At 65.3% G+C, this 20,359-nt stretch carries 17 protein-coding genes; 6 read left to right on the top strand and 11 right to left on the bottom strand.

The window, feature by feature from the left end; translation table 11 throughout:
• Position 1: 1 nt before the first annotated feature.
• Both bioB and F462_RS04685 read right to left on the bottom strand, forming a co-directional pair.
• Positions 2-997, bottom strand: coding sequence for a biotin synthase BioB (gene bioB, locus F462_RS04690; protein ID WP_038052011.1), 996 nt, complete (start codon positions 995-997; stop codon positions 2-4).
• On the bottom strand, positions 994-1,452 hold the full coding sequence (locus F462_RS04685) for a hypothetical protein (RefSeq protein ID WP_026280024.1): 459 nt from the start codon (positions 1,450-1,452) through the stop codon (positions 994-996). Before F462_RS04685 ends, bioB begins: the two co-directional genes overlap by 4 nt.
• A gap of 12 nt (positions 1,453-1,464) precedes the next feature.
• Here F462_RS04685 and F462_RS04680 point away from each other — a divergent pair, with 12 nt between their 5' ends.
• On the top strand, positions 1,465-2,247 hold the full coding sequence (locus F462_RS04680) for a ComF family protein (RefSeq protein ID WP_371180489.1): 783 nt from the start codon (positions 1,465-1,467) through the stop codon (positions 2,245-2,247).
• A gap of 34 nt (positions 2,248-2,281) precedes the next feature.
• On the opposite strand, the gene ubiA is transcribed toward F462_RS04680, so the two are convergent.
• From ubiA to F462_RS04645, 7 genes are read right to left on the bottom strand one after another with little or no spacing between them, the layout of a single operon-like run.
• Complete coding sequence (gene ubiA / locus F462_RS04675) at positions 2,282-3,151, bottom strand: 4-hydroxybenzoate octaprenyltransferase (protein WP_038054804.1); 870 nt, start codon at positions 3,149-3,151, stop codon at positions 2,282-2,284.
• Between the two features lie 47 nt (positions 3,152-3,198).
• Positions 3,199-3,774 carry a TlpA family protein disulfide reductase gene (locus tag F462_RS04670; RefSeq protein WP_018874063.1) on the bottom strand — a complete coding sequence of 192 codons (576 nt, stop codon included), beginning with the start codon at positions 3,772-3,774 and terminating at the stop codon, positions 3,199-3,201.
• On the bottom strand, positions 3,771-6,140 hold the full coding sequence (gene dsbD / locus F462_RS04665) for a protein-disulfide reductase DsbD (RefSeq protein ID WP_038052009.1): 2,370 nt from the start codon (positions 6,138-6,140) through the stop codon (positions 3,771-3,773). Before dsbD ends, F462_RS04670 begins: the two co-directional genes overlap by 4 nt.
• The gene (gene cutA, locus F462_RS04660) at positions 6,128-6,469 is read right to left on the bottom strand and encodes a divalent-cation tolerance protein CutA (protein ID WP_018142178.1); all 342 of its coding nucleotides are present in this window, start codon (positions 6,467-6,469) and stop codon (positions 6,128-6,130) included. Before cutA ends, dsbD begins: the two co-directional genes overlap by 13 nt.
• 4 nt (positions 6,470-6,473) lie before the next feature.
• Positions 6,474-7,268: an efflux RND transporter periplasmic adaptor subunit gene (locus F462_RS04655; RefSeq protein WP_038052008.1), complete on the bottom strand. Its 795-nt coding sequence runs from the start codon at positions 7,266-7,268 to the stop codon at positions 6,474-6,476.
• A 38-nt stretch (positions 7,269-7,306) separates the two neighbouring features.
• Positions 7,307-8,674, bottom strand: coding sequence for a TolC family protein (locus F462_RS04650; RefSeq protein WP_038052006.1), 1,368 nt, complete (start codon positions 8,672-8,674; stop codon positions 7,307-7,309).
• A gap of 30 nt (positions 8,675-8,704) precedes the next feature.
• Positions 8,705-9,244, bottom strand: coding sequence for a thioredoxin family protein (locus F462_RS04645; protein ID WP_018874067.1), 540 nt, complete (start codon positions 9,242-9,244; stop codon positions 8,705-8,707).
• A 217-nt stretch (positions 9,245-9,461) separates the two neighbouring features.
• Between F462_RS04645 and F462_RS04640 the strand changes: the two genes are divergently transcribed.
• From F462_RS04640 to F462_RS04620, 5 genes are all read left to right on the top strand, one after another.
• Complete coding sequence (locus F462_RS04640; RefSeq protein WP_018874068.1) at positions 9,462-9,944, top strand: FxsA family protein; 483 nt, start codon at positions 9,462-9,464, stop codon at positions 9,942-9,944.
• Positions 9,945-10,131: 187 nt separating this feature from the next.
• Positions 10,132-10,422 (top strand): co-chaperone GroES, encoded by a 291-nt coding sequence (gene groES, locus F462_RS04635; RefSeq protein ID WP_018142173.1) that lies wholly within the window; start codon positions 10,132-10,134, stop codon positions 10,420-10,422.
• Between the two features lie 49 nt (positions 10,423-10,471).
• The gene (gene groL, locus F462_RS04630) at positions 10,472-12,136 is read left to right on the top strand and encodes a chaperonin GroEL (protein ID WP_018142172.1); all 1,665 of its coding nucleotides are present in this window, start codon (positions 10,472-10,474) and stop codon (positions 12,134-12,136) included.
• Positions 12,137-12,584: 448 nt separating this feature from the next.
• Entirely contained in the window at positions 12,585-13,223 is a 639-nt protein-coding gene (locus F462_RS04625; protein WP_018874069.1) for an OmpA family protein, read from the top strand.
• Between the two features lie 244 nt (positions 13,224-13,467).
• Complete coding sequence (locus tag F462_RS04620; protein WP_244270876.1) at positions 13,468-13,896, top strand: thioredoxin family protein; 429 nt, start codon at positions 13,468-13,470, stop codon at positions 13,894-13,896.
• 333 nt (positions 13,897-14,229) lie between these two features.
• On the opposite strand, the gene F462_RS04615 is transcribed toward F462_RS04620, so the two are convergent.
• Both F462_RS04615 and F462_RS04610 read right to left on the bottom strand, forming a co-directional pair.
• Positions 14,230-18,369, bottom strand: a complete 4,140-nt coding sequence (locus F462_RS04615; RefSeq protein ID WP_038054803.1) for a translocation/assembly module TamB domain-containing protein — start codon at positions 18,367-18,369, stop codon at positions 14,230-14,232.
• 8 nt (positions 18,370-18,377) lie between these two features.
• Positions 18,378-20,156 carry an autotransporter assembly complex protein TamA gene (locus F462_RS04610; protein WP_051918133.1) on the bottom strand — a complete coding sequence of 593 codons (1,779 nt, stop codon included), beginning with the start codon at positions 20,154-20,156 and terminating at the stop codon, positions 18,378-18,380.
• Positions 20,157-20,359: the final 203 nt, after the last annotated feature.

The raw sequence follows: 20,359 nt of genomic DNA, 5'->3' as shown, positions 1-20,359 counted from the left end.
CTCAGGCCGAAGCGGAGGCCGGCTGGTCCGAGGGTGTGGGGGTCTCCGGGCCGGTCTCCGGGCGCAGGCCCAGGCGTTCGAACAGCGCGAGGTCGTGGTTCTCGCCGGGGTTCGGCGTGGTCAGCAGGGTGTCGCCGTAGAACAGCGAGTTGGCACCGGCCAGGAAGCACAGGGCCTGCATCTCGTCCGACATCTCGGTACGGCCGGCGGACAGGCGCACGTAGGAGGCCGGCATCAGGATGCGGGTGGCGGCGATGGTGCGCACGAATTCGAGCGGATCGAAGTCCTCGATCCCGTGCAGCGGTGTGCCCTCGACCTGGATCAGCTGGTTAATCGGGACTGACTCCGGGTGCTTCGGCAGGTTGGCCATCTGCTGCAGCAGACGCGCGCGGTCACGGCGCGATTCGCCCATGCCGAGGATGCCGCCGCAGCAGACGTTCATGCCCGCTTCGCGCACGTGTTCCAGGGTTTCCAGGCGGTCTTCGTAGGTGCGCGTCGAGATGATGTGCCCGTAGAACTCCGGCGAGGTATCGAGATTGTGGTTGTAGTAGTCCAGGCCCGCCTCGGAAAGGCGTCGGGCCTGCTCGGCCTTCAGCATGCCCAGGGTCATGCAGGTCTCCAGGCCTTCTTCCTTGACTGCACGGACCATCTCGATCACGCGTTCAAGATTCTTGTCGGTCGGGTTCCGCCAGGCGGCCCCCATGCAGAAGCGGGTCGCACCCTGGGCGCGGGCGTTGCGTGCCGCCTCCAGCACTTCGTCCAGTGGCAGCAGGCGCTCGCGTTCGATCTCCACTTCGTGGTGCGCGCTCTGCGGGCAGTAGGCGCAGTCCTCCGGGCAGGCCCCGGTTTTGATAGACAGTAGCGTGCTCACCTGCACCGCGTTCGGGTCGAAGTGCTCGCGATGCACCGTCTGCGCGCGAAAGATCAGGTCGTTCAGCGGCAGGTCGAGCAGGGCCTCGACCTCGTCGGTGTTCCAGTCGTGGCGGGGCGTGCTCATAGATGATGGTCCTTGTCGGCTTCGGCTGGGATCTCGACGTCGGCCCAGGGTTCGCGGTAGATCGTGTACAGGGCGTAAACCGTCCAGGGCAGCAGGATGGCCGCCGCGACCGCCCAATAGGCGCGGTAGTAGTTGAGATCCGGCGGGAAAAAGGTGGCGACCCCGATCAGTGCACCCATCAGGGCGTAGTAGCGATAGGCGGCCCACTGGGTATGGTGGCCGACCCGCGGATCGGGGTGATGCTTGTTCAGGGCATAGACCAGCATGGAGCCACCGAACCACAGCACCAGTGGGACGATGCCCATGATCGCGGCGATAATGAAGCCGACCCCGACCCCCTCGCTGCTGACCACGAATAGCGGAATGCCGGCGATGGATACGCTGATCAGGTTGCCGATATCGAACATCGATGCGGCGCGCCGCGAACTGCGCCCGGAGACGGTCCTGGTGGCCATGGTCTACCCTGCATGCAAAAGGCGAAGCATAGCATTATGGCCCGGGACCCTTCATCGAACCCCTTCTTCATGCCCGCCGCGGGCCTGCGTTGGCCGGCGCGGGCGGTGGCGTGGACCGAGTGGCTGGGCGAGGTTCTGTATCCGACCCATTGCGGTCTTTGCCTGGCGCCCGGCCAGGCGATCTGCGCCGGGTGCCGCGCGGATCTGCCGCCGCTGGAGCATCCCTGCCCAACCTGTGCGTTGCCCCTGCCCATCGCCGGGGTCTGTCCGTCCTGTGTCCGCAAGGCTCCGGCCCTGGACGCGCTGCATGCCGGCTGGGTCTATGCCTGGCCCCTGGATCAGCTGATTCTTGCCTACAAGAACGGCGCGAACGCACGTGCCGAGCGAATATTGGCGGCACTGGCGGAGCAGATGGCACAGCGCCTGGTGCAGCAAGGCCACGGCCTGCCCGATCTCGTCCTGCCGGTCCCGCTGCATGGTAAGCGCTTGCGCGAGCGGGGTTTCAATCAGGCGGATTACCTGGCGCAGCGGGTGGCGGCGTGTATGGAGGCGCCGCTGGAGGTGCGCGGGTTGCGGCGCATCCGGGCGACCGATTCGCAGCAGGCACTGGGGCGCAAGGCGCGCCGGAATAACGTGAAGGGGGCGTTCGCCTGGGAAGGCGATGATCTCTCGGGACGGCATGTGCTGGTGGTGGACGACGTGGCGACCACCGGTGCAACGCTGTCTGCGCTGGCCGGTGTGCTGCGCCGGGCCGGTGCCGTGCGCGTTGAGGGCCTGGTCCTCGCGCGTGCCTGAGGGACGTGCGATTCAATCAGCGTCTCCCTGGGGATCAGGCGCCCAGGTGGTGGTCGGCAATCATCGCCAGCAGAACCACGGCACCCAGGTAGTGATTGTTCTTGAAGGCACGCAGGCAGTCGGATGGCTCGCGTTCGAAGATCAGGAACTGCTGGTAGAACATCAGGATCGCGACGATGACCAGGCCGGCGGTGTAATACCCGCCGAATCCGGCGTGTTCTCCAACGAGGTAAAGCCCCAGCCAGACCAGTACTTGCAGCCCGCCGGTGATCAGTCGATCGAGTTCGCCGAAGGCGATGGCCGTCGATTTCACCCCGATCTTCAAGTCGTCTTCGCGGTCCACCATGCCGTAAAAGGTGTCGTAGACCACGGTCCATGCCAACACGGTGACGAACAACAGCCACGCCACCGCTGGCGGATGCTCGCCGGTTACGGCGGTGAAGGCCATGGGCACGGTCCAGGCAAAGGCCGCACCAAGGTGGACCTGCGGGAAGTGGTGGAAACGCTTGGAGAAGGGGTAGGTGCCCGCCAGCGCCACGGCCACCAGGGAGTACAGAATGGTCAGGACATTGGTAAACAGCACCAGCACAAAGGCGACCACACTGAGCGCCACGAAGGTGCCCAGTGCCTCGCGCGGGGTGATGGTGCCGATCGCCAGCGGCCGGTCGCGGGTACGCGCCACGTGCGCGTCGAAGTCGCGGTCGGCGTAGTCATTGATCGCGCAGCCGGCCGAGCGCATCAGGATCACGCCAGCGGCGAAGATGAAGATCAGGTAGCCGGGCGGCCACCCCTCGGCCGCGACCCACAGGGCCCAGAAGGTGGGCCACAGCAACAGGTACATGCCCACCGGGCGATCCAGGCGGATCAGGCGGGCGAGTTCCCAAAGGCGTTCGCGTTCGGTCATGGCGGCCAAGCTTACCAGCCCGGCCACTCGATTTGATCCGCGTCTCCCTAAAGGTGAGCCTCCAGCCAGGCGTCCAGGTCTTCCGGTTCGACCTCGCCGCGATGGGTGTCGAGGATGGTCCCGTCGCGGGCGATTAGGACGGTGAAGGGTAGGGCGCCAATGCGGTTGCCGTACTCGCGCCCGACTGCGACCGCTTCGTCCTGGCCGATCAGGATCGGGAATTCGATCCCGAAGTCGTCGACAAAGTGCTGGGTTGCCGTCTGTTCGTCCACCGCGACCGCGACGATGGTGAAGCCGTCTTCTTTGTGCGCTTCAAAGGTGTCCTGGAACAGCGGCATCTCCTTCTTGCAGGGCGGACACCAGGTCGCCCAAAAATTCAGGACGATCAAATCGCCATCCCACTCGCTGAGCTGGCGGTCGTTCCCCTCGAGATCCGGCAGCGTAAAGTCGATCCGCTGGGCCCCTTGGGCCTCGTCCGCGGCGACCTCGGTTGCCCCATTGTTTTTGGCTGCGGTCTCGGCTCCGGTATCCATTTCGGGTTCAGGGTCGCCACAGGCCGCCAGGGCGAAGGCGCTGGCCGCGGCGATGGCCAAGCCAGCGAGTCGGTTCGAGCGATGTTTCATGGGGTCACCCCGATGGCGCTTTCGACGTGGGCCAGGAAGCGGTCGGCGTTCAGGTAGCCGACATTGCGGTAGTTACGCAGCTCGTTGCCGTCGGTATCCCAGAAGATCATCGCTGGCGGCCCGAACAGGTTGAAGTGACGCATCAGGTTGCGATGCTCGGAGGTGTTGTCCGTGACATCGGCCTTGATCAGGTGCACGTTGGCCATGGCGTTGATTACGCGTTGATCCTGAAAGGTCGTGCGGTCCAGGCGTACGCAGTCCACGCACCAGTCGGCGTAGAAGTCGAGGAACACCGGCTGTCCGTTCTCGCCGGCTCGGGCGACCTCGCGCTCTACATCCTCCAGGCTGTCGACGTAGGTGAACTCCATCTCCGTCGGACCCGCCTGTTCGCCAGTGGCCGAGACGCTCGGCTGATTGAACGTGGCCAGTGGGCGGAAGACGTCCTTGCCGCCGGTGGCCGCGCCCAGCATCAGCAGCACGCCGTAGATCAGGATCACCACGCCCAACCCCTTCCACAGGCTGTACCAGCCGGAACTGCCCTCCGGCAGGGTGCGCAGTGCGCCCATGTAGACGGCGGTCACGATCAGGAGGATGGCCCAAAGGAACATGGCCACCTCGCCCGGGATGACCCGTTCGAGCAGCCAGATGCCAATGCCCAGCAGGCCGACCCCGAACACCGCCTTGATGGTATCCATCCACGGTCCGGCCTTTGGCAGCAGGCGTCCGGCCGAGGTGCCGATCGCCAGCAGCGGGGCGCCCATGCCCATGCTCAGGGCAAACAGCGCGATCCCGCCCAGCACGGCATCACCGGTATGGCTGATGTAGAGCAGCGCCCCGATCAACGGTGCCGTCACACAGGGGCCGACGATCAGGGCAGAGAGGAAGCCCATGATCCCGGCGCCGACGTAGGTGCCGCCTTCCTGGCGGTTGCTGATCTGCGACAGCTTACTCTGCACGCTCGCCGGCATCTGTAGCTCGTAGAAGCCGAACATCGACATCGCGAGCGCGATGAAGATTGCCACGAAGGTGCCGATGATCCAGGGGTTCTGGAACGCCGCCTGCAGGTTGGCGCCCGCCAGGCCGGCGAATACCCCGGCGATGGTGTAGGTCAGCGCCATCGCGAGTACAAACACCAGCGAGATCAGGAACGCCTTGCGGGTGGTCAGGTTCTTCTGCCCGATGATGATATTCGACAGGATCGGGATCATCGGGAACACGCAGGGGGTGAAGGTCAGCAGCAGTCCGAAGCCGAAGAAGGCCAGGGCCACGAGCCAGATTTGGCCGTCCGCCAGCTGGGCCGCAATGCGATCCTGCTGCGTGACCGGGGCCGCGGCGTCGTCATCCTCCTCGGTGGGGGCCGCGGTGGTCTCGATTTCGTCCAGCGATTCGTCGCCGGTCTCCGGCAGGGCGTCCTCGTCGACCTCGGTCGCCAGATCGGAGTCGAAGCTGACCGAGACCTCCTGGGTCAGCGGCGGATAGCACACACCTCCGTCCCAGCAGCCCTGGTAATCGATCGCCAGGGTGATTTCGGAGACGTCATCCTCGTCGCGCAGTACCGGCACCAGGATCTCGACCTGGTCGCGGTAGATCGCGGTCTCGCCGAAGAACTCGTCTTCATGAAGCTCGCCTTCCGGCGGATTCACCGGCCCCAGCTCAATGCCGTCGCCTTCGGCGATTCGGACATCCAGCTGGTCGCGATAGAGGTAGTAGTCCTCCGCGATGTCGAAGCGCAGGATCACTGCGTTCTGGCTGATCGCCTCCAACGAGGCGGCGAACGCCTGTTCCGGCTCCAGCAGGTCGTCGGTCGCGCCGAGATCGCCGGAAAGGCCGCCGAGTTCGTCCAGAGCGCTGCCTTCCTCGGTTTCATCGTCTTCGTCCCGGGCCTCGTCCTCTTCGGCGGCCTCGCCATTGCCACCCGGCAGGCCCGGCAGCTCAATGGAGACGGTCTGGAAGTGCGGGGGGTAGCAAACCCCGAGATCTGCGCAGCCCTGGGAGCGTGCCGTCAGCTCAATCGTGGTGCTCTCGGCCGCCTCGATCGGCAGTTCAACCTGCACCTGTCCGCGATAGGTCTCGACGCGCCCGAAGAATTCGTCCTCCTTGATCTCGCCGTCCGGGATCTGGGCTTCACCCAGCTCCAGGCCATCGCTCTCGGGCTCGAACTCGAACTGTTCGCGGTACATGTAGTACTCATCCGCGATGTCCCAGGTGAGTCGGACGGTATCGGCATCGATGGCCTCAGCGCTCAGGGCGAAGGCGTCATCCGGATCCAGCAGGTCATCCTCGAAGATGGCCTGGGCCAGAGTCGGGAGCAGCATCAGGGCGAGTAGCAGACTCGCCAGCCAGGTGCGCGGGTTCATGAGGTGCATTGCGTTATCCAGTCCAGGTAATCAGGGAGTCCGTGCTCAATCGGCAGCGCGATGATCTCGGGCGTCTCGTAGGGGTGTTGGTCCGCCAGCCGTGTCTGGAGTTCGTCCAGGCGCGCTGGCGAGGTCTTGATTAACAATGTGACCTCGGAATCGATCTCGATATTCCCTTTCCAGGCGTAGACCGAGCGGCCCGGCGGCAGGATGTGCACGCAGGCGGCCAGGCCTTGTTCGACCAGGGTGCCCGCCAGGGCGTCTGCCGCGGCGGGCTCGTCCAGGGTGGTGATCACCAGCCAGGCGCTGGCGCTGGCCTCGGAAGAGGGCGTACTCATGGGTTTAGCGCTGCCGTTCGATCTGTGCATTCTGACCCGGGCGCAGGGCCGTGTCTTCCGGCGAGAACTCCACCTCGACGCGGTAGCCGCGTTCCGGCTCTTCACCGGTTGGCTCCCAGCCCACGGCCGCGATCGTACCCGAGAGGCGCTGGTCGCCGACTACGACCGTGACGGTCTCCCCGGGTTCCAGCGTGGCCGCGGTGGCGGCTGGCACGATCCCAATGGCGCGCATCGGATCGGTGGTGCCCAGGGTCGCCAGCACCGGCGGGAGCATCGCCGGATTCACATACTGCCCGGCATTGGCCTCGACCCGGACCACTCGCCCGCTCGCCGGGGCGCGGATGGTGGCATCTTCGAGGTCGGCGCGGATGCGGTCGCGCTGCGCGCGGGCCTCCGCCAGACGGGCGGCGGATGTCGCGTAGTCGATCCGCGCCAATTCCAGTTCGCGGGCGGCGATCAGGGTTTGGTCGTAGAGATCCTGTGTCTTGTCGCGCTCGCGTTCGGCCTCGTCCAGCTCCATTTGCAGGCGCTCGATGTTGGCTCGGGCCGTGCGCAGATCGGCATCGGTGCGGCGGGTATCCAGCCGGAACAGGACGTCCTCGGCGGCGACCGGGTCGCCGGGACGGATCTCCACCGCCTCAATGCGCCCGGCAACCGGGGCCGTGATGCGGTAGCGCTCACCCCAGTCGAGCTGGGCGGCGAAGCCTTCCTCCGCCAGCACGGGCGTGGGTGTCAGAGCCAGCAGGGCCAGCAGGCCACCGGTGGTCAGCAGGGAAAGCGTGTGAAAGGCGCGGGGCATGGGCAGGTCTCCCGTTTGGTCGCCGGAGGGCCGGCGGCTCAAGGGTTCTCGTCGTTGGCGCGGAACGGGCTCAGCTCGTCGCGGCCGGTCAGCAGGGCGAGGCGTTCGTAGGCCAGGGCCAGTTGGAATTCGGTACTCGCATTGAAATGCGCGGCCGCGCTTTGCTGGACCATCGAGTCACCCAGATCGGCCTGGTCTTCGATGTCGTACAGGTAGCGGGCGCGGTCAATGTACAACTCGCGGTAATCCATGCGCCAGGTGGCCTCGTCGCGCTGGATGCGCAGTGCGCGGATCTCGTCGTGAAGTTCGCGCAGGCGGTTGCGGGCTTCAATGCGCGCCTGGCCCAGTTCGGCCTCGGCCCGGTGCCGTGCGGCAACCGCCTGGCCGACCCGGCCGTCTTGGCGCCGCCCTTCGTACAGCGGGATTTCGAGGACCAGGCCCGCTGCGAAAGGGTTGCGATCACTGCCGCCGAGGTCGCGGCTCCACCAGCCGGATTCGGCCTCGGCGTACAGACGTGGGCGGCGCTGCGCGCGGGAGGCGGCGACTTCGCGGGTAGCCGCCTCGACGTGCCGCCGTTCGGCCATCAGCCGCGGGCTGGTGTTGTCGAGCTCGGCGATCAGGGCGTCCAGCCCGGGAAGTTCGGGCAGCTCCAGGGGTAGCGCGGGCGCCAGTACGGTTCGCACGCGTCGATCCGGGCGGTTAAGGGCCTCGGCCAGTGCGGTTCGGGTGCGTTCCTGGTTTTGCAGGGCGCGGGTGCGCTGAACGCGCAGGGTCTGATACTCGGATTCCAGGCGGAAGACCTCGATATCCGAGACCTGGCCGCGTTGATTGCGTTCCTCGGCGCGTTCCTTGGAGACGTAGGCCGCGGCCATTGCCTCGGTGTCGCGGGCGAAGGCCAGATCGGCGAGCAGGACGTCGAAATAGCGCTCAAGGACGTGGATGCGGTGGCGCGCATGGGCCAGTTCTTCTTGCCGCAGCGCCGCCTCGAGACGCTGTTCGCTGGCGGATTCGCGGGCATGGGACTGGCCGAAATCGCTCAGCAGCTTGCGCGCGACGATGGAGGCGCGGGAATCATCTCGGCTGCGATCCGCAACCAGATCGTTGGGCTCGATCCAGCGCGCCTCCAGCCGGGCATTCACGGTGACGTCGCGCTCGGCGCGGGTGGCCTCGAGCGCGGCGCGGGCCTGTTCGCGTTCGGCCCGCGCCCGACTTACGGTGGGGTGCAGGGCGTCGACGCGTTCGAGGGCATCGCCCACGCGCATCGGGTTGGGCAATGGCCCGAGTTCAGAGGTCGAATCCTGCGCACTTGCCGGCCCGGCCAGGGGCCACAAGATCAGTCCCGCGAGCAGCAGGCAGCCAAGAGGTCCGCGGCGGGCGCGAGACGAGCGAAAGTGCATCGGCGGCATGGAGCGTCGATCCTCGGGGGTGGAGAGGGGCTAACGCCCGTCTTGCTCGCGCTTGAAGCGGGTGAAATTCTGATCCTTATAGTGCCCGTCGGCTACGAACTCCCCCAACTGCAGGAATTCGCGGGTGTCGCGGGTCGCGCCGGTGAAGCGCGCAATGGGCTCGCCGTCCAGGTCGAAGAACTGGAACACGGGCGTGGCGCGTACCCGGTAGTCACGAGTGGCCCATTCCCTCTGGGTCTTGGTCTCGCCGTCGAATGTCACGATCTCAATGGAGCCTTCGACGTCGACGCTGAACACCAGGAAGTGTTCGCTAAAGTATTCCTGGACCTCGGGCTGGTTCAACACCTGGTTCTTCATGCGGTGGCAAAAGGGACAGTCGGCCATTTCGAAGAAGATCAGGATGCCCTTCTTGCCGGCCGCGCGGGCCTCTTCCAGTTCTTCCGGGAACTCGCCGAAGGTCGGGTCAAAGAAGTGGTGTTCCGGGTCGCGGGGATCTTCCACCGCGGCGGTGGCCAGGGCGGGAACAAGGAAAGCCAGCATGGCCAATAGCAGGATCGGGTTGCGTAGCATGGTTGATCACTCTCCGGAATATGTCGATAGCCGTATGCACCAATGACGGGCAGGAGGTTGGCTTAATTCCCTTTGGGCCGCAAGGAAAACTGGGTGAACCTTTCCTACGTCTCCTAATGGTCGCAATGTTGGAGTGCTATTGCATCATTAGGGTTCCAATCGACACCACTGTAGGTGCATGTTCCAATGAATGGGCCTGATCTCCGGAACCCCCTTGATGCGTAACCCTCTCTTTCCTCTGTTCGTCTTTCTTGGCCTGGTGCTGCTCGAGATCTTCGGTTTCGCCTGGGTGGGCGACGCCGTCGGGGCCCTGATGACGGTGGCACTGGTCATCATCACGGCCGCGACCGGGTTGTTGCTGTTCCGGCTTCAGGGTTTCTACCACTGGCGGCGGCTGCAGCAAAGTCTGGCCCGCGGCGAGGTTCCGGCGCGAGGGCTGGTCGAAGGTTGGCTGTTGATGTCGGCGGCCGTGTTGCTGCTGTTACCGGGGTTCTTCACCGATGCCGCCGGCTTCGTGTTGCTGGTACCGCCGCTGCGGCGCTGGGCCGCGAACGGCATCCTGCGTCGCGGAATGGTGCGGGCACGGACTGGAGGTCCCGGTAGCGGGCAGCACAGTGACACGATTGAGGGCGAATTCCGGCACCACGATGAAGGCCGCGAGTCGCCAGACGACCGGTTGGATCACGATGACCGCCGCTGATTTCGTCCCGATCGACCCCTTCCTCGACACCACCGAGAGCCCGCGCCGCAAATATTTGTAACGCACGCCCTTGACTCGCCTTTGCGCGCCCCTATTATTAGCACTCGTCAGGGGTGGGTGCTAACAGGGCATCTTCCCGACAAACCAACTTTCCTGTTGAAGACACCTTAAATAAGGAGTTCGCACCATGAACCTGCGGCCTTTGCACGATCGAGTCATCGTGAAGCGTATGGAAGAAGAGCGCACCACCCCCGGCGGCATCGTGATCCCGGATTCCGCTGCCGAGAAGCCGGTCCGTGGCGAGGTGGTCGCTGTAGGCAACGGTAAAATTCTGGACAACGGCGAGGCCCGTCCTCTGGACGTGAAGGCCGGCGACAAGGTCCTGTTCGGCAAGTATTCCGGCACCGAGGTCAAGGTCGATGGCGACGAAGTCCTGGTGATGCGCGAAGACGACATCATGGCCGTCATCGAAGGCTGAAGCCTCGAACGCGTCCGTTTAACACGAATTTTCAGGAGTAGAACGAATCATGAGCGCTAAAGAAGTACGCTTTGGTACCGATGCCCGTACCCGCATGGCCAAGGGCGTGAACACCCTGGCCAACGCCGTGAAGGTCACCCTGGGTCCGAAGGGCCGCAATGTGGTCCTGGACAAGGCCTTTGGCGCCCCGACCGTGACCAAGGACGGTGTGTCCGTGGCCAAGGAAATCGAACTGGAAGACAAGTTCGAGAACATGGGCGCGCAGCTGGTCAAGGAAGTCTCCTCGCAGACCTCCGACGCCGCCGGTGACGGCACCACCACCGCGACCGTGCTGGCCCAGTCCATCGTCCGCGAAGGCATGAAGGCCGTGACCGCCGGCATGAACCCGATGGATCTCAAGCGCGGCATCGACAAGGCCGTGAAGTCGGCGACCGAAGAGCTGAAGAAGCTCTCCAAGCCGTGCACCGAGCACAAGGCGATCGCTCAGGTGGGCTCGATCTCCGCCAACTCCGACACCGCGATTGGCGAGATCATTGCCGATGCGATGGACAAGGTCGGCAAGGAAGGCGTGATCACCGTCGAGGAAGGTTCCTCGCTGGAAAACGAGCTGGATGTCGTGGAAGGCATGCAGTTCGATCGCGGCTACCTCTCGCCCTACTTCATCAACAACCAGCAGAACATGAGCGCCGAGCTGGAGGATGCCTACATCCTGCTGTTCGACAAGAAGATCGCGAACATCCGCGACCTGCTGCCGATCCTAGAAGGCGTGGCCAAGGCCAACAAGCCGCTGCTGATCATCGCAGAAGACATTGAGGGCGAAGCCCTGGCGACTCTGGTGGTCAACTCCATGCGTGGCATCGTCAAGGTTGCCGCCGTGAAGGCCCCGGGCTTCGGTGACCGCCGCAAGGCCATGCTGCAGGACATCGCTGTGCTGACCGGTGGTCAGGTGATCTCCGAAGAAGTCGGCCTGTCGCTCGAGAAGACCACGGTGGAAGACCTGGGCCGCGCCAAGAAGGTGCAGGTGACCAAGGAAAACACCACCATCATCGACGGCATGGGTACCAACAAGGACATCAAGGGCCGTGTTGACCAGATCCGTGCGCAGATCGAGGAAGCGACCTCCGACTACGACAAGGAAAAGCTGCAGGAGCGCGTGGCCAAGCTGGCCGGCGGTGTTGCTGTGATCAAGGTTGGCGCCGCGACCGAAGTCGAAATGAAAGAGAAGAAGGCGCGCGTCGAAGACGCCCTGCACGCCACGCGTGCGGCGGTGGAAGAAGGTGTGGTCCCCGGTGGTGGCGTGGCCCTGTTGCGTGCCTGCGCCGCGATCACCAAACTCAAGGGCGAAAACGAAGAGCAGACTGCCGGCATCAACATCTGCCGTCGTGCGATGGAAGAGCCGCTGCGCCAGATCGTCTACAACTCCGGCGACGAGCCGTCCGTGGTCCTGAACCAGGTCCTGGAAGGCAAGGGCAACTACGGCTATAACGCGGCCAGTGGCGAGTTCGGTGACATGATCGACATGGGCATCCTGGATCCGACCAAGGTCACCCGTTCTGCACTGCAGAACGCCGCATCGGTCGCGGCCCTGCTGATCACCACCGAAGCCATGATCGCCGACATCCCGAAGAAGGATGACGGTGGCGGCGCCGGTGGCGACGACATGGGTGGTATGGGTGGCATGGGCGGTATGGGAGGCATGGGCGGCATGATGTAAGCCGTCGTATCCCCGTACATCCCTTGTGTACCCCCGGGACCCCGCTACGGCGGGGTCTTTTTGTTCGGAACCCGTTTTGTCGCGCAGCAGGGCGATGCCGCCCGGCACCGGTGGGTGGAACCCTCGCTCAACGTGTGTGTCTTCCAGTGGACGCTTTTTTTGGAGCACACTGTGCGGATCGCGAGCTTGGCTGTTGCAATCTGGGGACAGCCAATCCGAAGTGCCTGGATCTGCGATGGTTTGCGGAATGTGACGGCGTTGTGATGCTGACACAAAAATTGCACTCTATTGCGTGCAAAACCCGAAAGTGTGTGCCACTATCAGTGGTACTGTGGAGGGCTTGGAGCATGGAGCTCGCTGCTTTGGTTTTCGGTCGTTGTGCGAAATACCATCCCGCGCGGCGGAATCCCGGGTCCGATGTCGATTGTCATTTCAAGGAGGCTATGCAATGAATCATAAGCTGGTTAAGAATCTTCTGGCCGCGTCCGTGGCCTCGCTGGTGCTGGGTGCTGCCGGTCAGGTAGTCGCGCAGGAACCGCCGGCGGCGAACGTCACCGACCGCAGCGGCAACGTGGTTATGGATCGCTCTGGCGAGTGCGTACGTACCCGCTCCTGGACCCCGGAAAACGTGAAGTTCCCGCATTGCGCGGGCTACGTGGAAACCGCCGAGGCCCCTGCGCCCGAGCCGGCTGCAGAGCCGGAGCCGGAGCCGGAGCCGGAATTCACCACCACCACGCTGAGCGCCCAGGCCCTGTTCGACTTCGACAGCGCTGAACTGCGCTCCGAAGGCCGTTCCGCCCTGCGTGACTTGGCCCGCAGCCTGACCGCCGACGATGCCGAGTACAGCTCGGTCCTGGTCGAAGGTCACACCTGCACCATCGGCCCGGCCGACTACAACCAGGGCCTGTCCGAGCGTCGTGCCCAGGCTGTCTCCGACTTCCTGGCCAGCGAAGGCGTGCGTGAAAGCGACATCCGCACTGTCGGCTACGGCGAAGACCGCCCGACCGCCGACAACTCCACCCAGGAAGGCCGCGAGGCCAACCGTCGAGTGGAAGTGACCTCCGACGTGCGCAAGCGCGCCGACTAAGGTCCACTCGTCGGTAGCCGGCCATCGGTCTTGTACCGGCGGTCCGGAACTCAGGGCCCCGCTTCGGCGGGGCCTTTTTTGTGCGTGCGTAGCCTCTGGGAAGCGGTTAAGCAGCGGTTAATGTATGCCCCCTAGACTGGTTCCAAATCCTGGAGAAACCGTCATGCGAATGATTCCGAACGCTCAACCGTCGCGCAACGCTCTGGCCACGGCCCTGGGATGGGTCGCGGGAGGCGTGGTGGGCATGGTCTTCGCCGCCACCGCCGCGGCTGGCCAGGTTGAACGGGTCACGGATCTCCAGTCCTTGGCCGCCAAGGGTGATGGCAAGGCGACGGTGATCATGTTCGCTTCGCGCAGCTGCCCGTACTGCGACCGTGCCGAGCAGCGCTTCCTTGGGCCGATGGCCGAGGATCCGGACTTCGAGGGCGTGAATATTCGCAAGGTGATGCTGGATCGCGATGAAGTGCGCGATTTCGATGGTGAAACCATGCGAGGGAACGAGCTGGGCCGGGCCTACGGCGTGAGGGTGGTGCCGACCATCATGGCCTTCGACGCCGAAGGCCAGCCGGTGGGACGCCCGCTAGTGGGGATCCCCAACGAACAGCTCTACCGCAGCCAAATTCGCGTACGCATCGACGCGGCGCGCAGCGGCAGCCGCGATACTCCCAGCTAATTGTTGAATCCGATCGAGGTTTGATTCTCGGGAAGGGCCGCCACGACTGCCGGGCCTAGTCCCTACGCACAGCTTGGGACGCATCGGGAGATCGGCACGTCGCCTCGCTCCTCGCGATGACGGTACTTTTAAGCGGGGAAACAACCGGCACGCGGTTGTCCCACAGGACTTCCCCTCAATCTCCGTGTCCTCTGTTCCCTCCCTGGTGCAATCCGTTTTGCATTCGCCATTCTTCGTGGCTTCGTGGCTTCGTGGCTTCGTGGCTTCGTGGCTTCGTGGCTTCGTGGCTTCGTGGCTTCGTGGTGAAAAGTGCCTTTGCCCTTTTACCGGCTCTCAGCGCTCGATGCGGTAGATCAAATCCACCGCCTGTTCGGTGGTGCCTGAGGAGGTCTCCACGCTGAGGTTGCGGGTCAGCTCGTAGCGCAGCAGTACCTTCGAGGTGTTGTCGAACAAGCCGATGGAGTAGCGCAGCAGCAGGCGCGGCGAGAGGTAGAGCCCGAGCGTCAGCGCGCTTTCGTCCAGTCCGCCCTCGGTATCCAGTTCCACCTCGTCCAGGCCCAGTTCGCGACCGATGCGTTCGGTAATGACCGCTCCCTGTTCCAGCCCGTAGGCCGCCGCCGCGGCGGCAATCATGTTGCCGTCGGATTGCGAGGCACCGGATAGCGGGCGTCCAGTCAGCAGGTAAGACATCGCTTCGGTTTCGTCCATGGGCGGATCGGAGATGACCCGCGAGCGCAGGTTGTCCGGAGTGCCGCGGATCTCCAGGCCGACCGTCACGTTGTACTCACGGACGGTGCGTACGGCTCGCAGGTCGAGTTCCGGGGTCTCCGCCGGACCCTGGAAGGCCAGGCTGCCGCGCTCTATCCGCAGGTCCTGGCCGTAGTCGCTGTACTGGCCCTCGGGGATCGTGATCTCGCCGAAGAGTTGCGTGGGCTGCCCGGTGATCTCCTGCACATCCACTTCGCCGGCGAAGCGGGCGGTCAGACCGAAGCCATCGAAGCGCACGTCATCACCGAGGCGGATGCGGATGCGGATATCGGTCTTCAGGCCCTGCGCCTCCTCGATCTCCTCCCCCAGAATGATCTCGTCACCGGAGACGCGGATGGCGCCGGGCGGCAAATCCGGTGGTCGAATGCGGGCCCAGGGTAGGAACACCTCGCCGCGCACTCGAATGCCGTCAGACGGGGTGAAGGCCAGTTGCAGGTCGGGCGTGATGCGTGCTTCGGCGTCCACCCGGTTCACGATGAGGAAGTCCTCGCCGATCAGGTTCATCTCGGCGCGCGGCTCGTCGCCACTGAGGTCCACCTGGCCGGATAAGTCGATACCCCCATCCCCGGACTCCAGTCGCCCCGACAGATCAAGGCGCTCGGCGGAGATCACGTCCGCGGTGATCTCCGGGATCACCACATCGATCCCCGCTTCGGGGATCAGAACCCCGCCGTCACGGAACCGGACCGCACCCTCCACCAGCGGGGCGTCGACGCGGCCGCCAAACACTAGGCGGGCATCCAGCTCACCGCGCAGGCGTTCGATTTCCGGGCTCAGGGCGGCCAGCCAGGCGAGGTTGTCGAGTCGGGCGACGAACTCGCCGTCCAGACGCAGATCGTCTCCTTCGGGCCGCAGCTGGATATCACTGCGGGCCGTCCCGCCGTCGAGAAAGTCCAGGCGCAGGGCGGCATCCACATCACGATCCCGCACCTGGGCAGTCAGGCGGACATCCCGATAGGGAAACTCTTCCAGATCGCCTTCCTCGTCGCGGAGCACCAGATGGCCATCACCGGGGCGGATGTCGAGATCCGCCGTCAGCATCCCTTCGGCGTCCAGGTCGCCGCTGACCTCCGCATTCAGTTGGCCCGCGATGGACAGTTCCGGGGGCAGGAAGGGTTCCAGCCAAGCGAGTTCCACGGCATCCAGGTCCGCTGAGAACTGTGCACCCTCCGCTGCGCTCCAGCGTCCCTGCGCGCACAGGCGGCCGTCGTCCCGCGTTAGGCACAGGCGCTCCAAGTGGGCGGACTCTGGTCCCCCTTCCAATGCTACGGGCTCGGCCAGCTGCCAGGGTCCGGCGGCGGGCTGATCCAGCTCCAGTCGGGTCAGGCGACCGCTCCAGTGTAAGGCGTCGGCGTCCAGCCCGCCTTGTATCCCAAGGTCCACCGACCCCAGATCCGCGGCGTCGACCTCCAGCGACAGGCGGTGGTCCTCCATCACCCCGGAGGCGTCCAGGTGCAGGCGTTCCACCCGTGCCCCATCGGCCAGATCCAGACCCGTCAGGCGCACATCGACCTCGGCCGGGGCGGTGGCGTCTAGTCCCGCGTTTGCCTTCAGCTCCAGTCGTTCCAGGGCCAGATCCGCGAACCGTAGGCCCGCCCCATCGCCGCGGGCGGCCAGGCGCGGGCGCTCGGGCTCGCCAGTCACATGGGCCTCGAGTTCCAGGCGCCCGGCGAGATCCGGCCAGGCCTGATCGAGCGCCGGGGCCTCCAGTCGCAGATTGAAATCCAGGGTGTCGGTCCAGTCGCCACTGGCGGACAGGGTGTTTTGGCCAAGTGCGAGTTGCAGGTCGTTCAGGGTCAGGTGCGCGCCTTCCAGATGCACCTGACCCTGTCCGGATACGGCTTGGTCCCTCAGGGTTCCTTCCAGCCGTCGCAGGTGCGCCTCGAGCCGGGGCGTGCCGTCGGCATCCACTTGGCCGCGACTTTCCAGCGCCAGGGCGAGATTGCCGGGGGCTTCGGCGACGAACAACGACGGGTCCAGGCCCTCGGCCTCCAGTTCCAGATCCCAGCCGAGCCCTTCCGCCCACTCGAGATCGCCGCTCAGGGAAAGCTGGGCACCCGCATCGGTTATCAGGCGAAACCGTTCGATGCGGCCGTCGCGTTCGTTGATGGCGACTTGTGCACCACCGGTGATGCCGATTCCGCGCAGGTCGGCTCGCAGCGGGTCCAGGTTCGCCTGCGCGGTCAGGGCTCCGCTAGCGGGCGTGTAATCCCCCTCCAGTGCGAGTCGGAGATCATCCAAGGCGCCGTCCAGCTCTGGGTTCAGGCGTGCCAGGTCGGGTACCTGAAGCGCCAGTCCAACATCGAAAGCCAGGCGGTGGTCCGGGTCCGTCAGGTCCCCGTCGAGGCCCGTGGCCCAACCGGTGAGCTCCAGCTGCGCAAGGTCGCCGATCGCCAGGCGGGTGTCTTCCAGATGGGCTTCGCCATCGGCCAAGCGAGCGCTTAAGCCGCCCGTAATGGGGTGGTCCTCGAAGTGCCCCGCCAGCTCGTCGATGACGGCACGGGCCTCCAGAGCGGCCAGGGGAGGGGTGTCGCCGGTCAGAGGTAGCGTGCCCTGTAGCTGCGCCTGCAGGCGTTCGATCCCCGCATCCAGTTCCATGCCCAGCGCGTTCGGGTCCAGGCCTTCGGCGGCCAGCGTCAGGTCCCACTCGAGAGTTTCAGCGAAGCGCACCGGCCCTGCGAGCGCGATCCGGCCGGCCTCGGAGTCGAGCTCCAGGGTCTCGAGTTCCAGGGCCTCCAGGCTGCCGCGTGCGCGGGTCGCCAGCGTGACGCGGGGCCAGGGTTCCAGCTGCGTCGCCGTCTCGAGGGTCAGGGCCCAGTCGTCCGGTGTGCCCTGCAGGTCAAGGTGCCCGCCCTCCGCCGCGAGTGCCTGCTCCGGGTCCAGGTGGTAGGTGAACGGCTCCCAGCGCGCCACCAGATCCAGCTCCGGGGCGGTGAACAATTCGCGGGCGCCGGCTTGCAGATGCAGCTGGATGCCGGCGTCCAGGTCGTGTTCCAGCGCGACCTGCTCCAGCAGTGCGCCGGTAATGGCCAGCGTGCCCTGGGCCGTATCGACGCCCAGGCCCTCGGCGACGTCCGCGGGCAGGGGCGCCTTCCATTGACCGTGCAGGTTTAGAGGGTAGTCGTCGTCGGCTTCGATCTTGCCCGCTAGCTGTGCCTGGATCTCCGGCATGTCCAGCTCGAAGGACCGAAGTTCAATCTGTGTGCCGCTGGCGCGCGCGCTGGCCGTCAGTCGCGTGATCGACGTGAGAGGTTCACCGGCCATCAAGATCTCGACGTCATCCACCTCGAGCTGGCCAAGCCGCACGGCCAGGGGCAGGCGAACCGATTCGGGCAGGGCGAAAGGCTCTTCGGCGGGCGGCTCGTCCGGGTCCGCTGGGGGCAGGTCTACGCGCAGTCCCGAGGCGGCCAGAAGCCGCACATTCAGTTCGCCGCGAAGGAGGCTGCGGGCGCGCACACCGATCCGGCCTTGCTCCAGATCGATGACCGGGCCATCGGGCAGGGCCAGGTGCAGCCCGCGCAGCTCGAGCTCGGTGAACAGCGTGCCCTCCACATGGTCGATGCGTAATTCCAAGGGTGCGATGCGCTCGCCCTGTTCGACCAGCCAGCGGGTCCCGGATTCGGTCGTAAGCAAGCCCCCGATGGTGCCCAGCAGGATGATCACCAGGGTCAGGACCGTGGAGAGTCCCCACAGCGTCATGCGCAGCAGGTGTTTCACAGGTCCGGACCCATGGAAAAGTGGATGCGGAAGTCATCGTCCGAATCCGGGCCGTGGGCCAGGTCCACGCGGATCGGGCCCACCGGGGAACGCCAGCGAACGCCGAAGCCGACGCCGTAGACCGGATCGAACTCGTCCCACTCGTTGACGACATTGCCGGCGTCGACGAAGGCGGCGGCACTCCAGTTGCCGACGACGGGGTAGTCATATTCGAGGCTGCCCACTACCTTGTGGCGCCCCCCGGTCACGTCGCCGTCCTCGTTGCGTGGTCCCACCCTTTGGTAGCCGTAGCCACGAATGCTGGCGTCGCCCCCGGCATAAAAGCGCAGAGAAGTGGGGAGATCTTGGACCGAATCCACCTCGGTGAATCCGGCCTCCAGGCGGGCCAGCACCCGACCGGTGCCGATGCCGCGGACGACCTTGCCGCTCGCGAGGATCTGGGCGAAGGAGGTGCTGGACAGGATCGCTTCCTGTGCCCCCTGCACGGTGGTCTCGAAGCGGTAGCCACGGCGCGGGGTCATCGGGTCGTCTGCGTCCATCCGGCTGATGCGGTAGGACGGGATCAGCAGGCGGCTACGGCCGCTGTCGTCGCCTGCGGTGTAATCCTCGTATTCGTAGCGCAGGCCTTCCGTGGTCTGCCAGCCGCCGCTGCGTTGGAGGACGCGGTTGGCCCCGATCTGGAAGCGGTCGGATTCCTGCGTGTCGGTCGTTTCCGTGCGGTAGGTGGTGAACAGGTTCAGGCGTTCGCGCAGCGGATCACGCAGCGGGATTTCGTAGTTGTACCCGACGCCGGAGCGGACCGGAGAGGCCTCGATTTCGGCCTGGTAGCGGTGGCCAAGCTGGTTCGCGTAGCGATGCTCGTAACGAAGTCGGACGCGGGGGCCGATATCGGTGGAGTAACCGATACCCGCCTCGTAGCTATGGCGTTTGCGCGGTTCCAGTTCGGCGCGGATCGGGACGTTGAGCCCGTCGGCGGCCTCGCGCTCCGGCCGTACGCGCACACCGCCGAAGTAGCCGCTGTCATTCAGATTGCGCTGCAGGGCGATGATTTGTGCGGAACTGTAGGGATCGCCTTCCTCGAACGGGATCAGGCGCTGCACGAAGGCGTCGGAGAGGAACTCCTGTTCGATGTGGACGCGCCCCATGCGGTAGCGTTCGCCCGTCTCCATGTGCAGGCGGACGGTAGAGGTGCGGGCATCGCGATCCACTTCCATACGGCGGGTGTGGAGATCAGCATCGAAATAGCCCCGATCGGCCGCGATCCGCGTCATCCGGTTGCGTAGGGCCTCGTAGTGATCGTGGCGCAGGGTGTCGCCTTCGCGGATGGTGGTCTGGCTCAGTACTGCCTCGAAGCCCAGATCGCCGACCCCCGCGCCGGTGATTTGAACGTCCACCTGCTCGACAGTGGTTGGTGGCCCCGGCTCCAGCGTGATGTGGATGGACCAGCAGTCCTCGTCGCGCTCAAAGTCCAGCGCCAGCTCGGGGTCGTAGTAGCCGATTGCGCGCAGGGCATTGGCCGCCCGTTGCTCGGTATCACGCAACACTCGGCGCTCACGAAACGTGGGGAGGTCGCAGGGCTGGCGCGCCAGATTGATGCTGTTACGGATGTTGTCGCGCTGGGTGGAGGTTCCGCCCTCGACCTGCAGGCCGGGGCTGGCGCCGTTGTCCGCACTGGCGGTGCCGATTCCCGGCAGTGCCAGACATAAAGCCATGGCGAACGCGCCTAGCGCTTCCCGTAGGCTCTGATAAGTGGCAAGGGCGCTACGCTGGGCCATGAAACGATGATAACGGTTAGGGAAACACTGATTAATGTACACGCTCGCGCTCGGGTCGCTTTTGGGTGCTTTCAATGCGCGGTGACTGCTGTGCAGTCACCGCGCACAAGTGAGCCGCGACGCCGTGCGCGCGCCCATTTTTGATCAACAACGGGCGGCCAAGCCCCTTCGTCTATTAGGTTGCCGGGTTGGCGCCCCAGGCT

It is taken from the genome of Thioalkalivibrio sp. ALJ1 (assembly GCF_000745395.1).
GTDB lineage: Bacteria > Pseudomonadota > Gammaproteobacteria > Ectothiorhodospirales > Ectothiorhodospiraceae > Thioalkalivibrio.
Note: the sequence above shows the minus strand (reverse complement) of the source record. Positions and strands in the feature narration are given on the sequence as shown.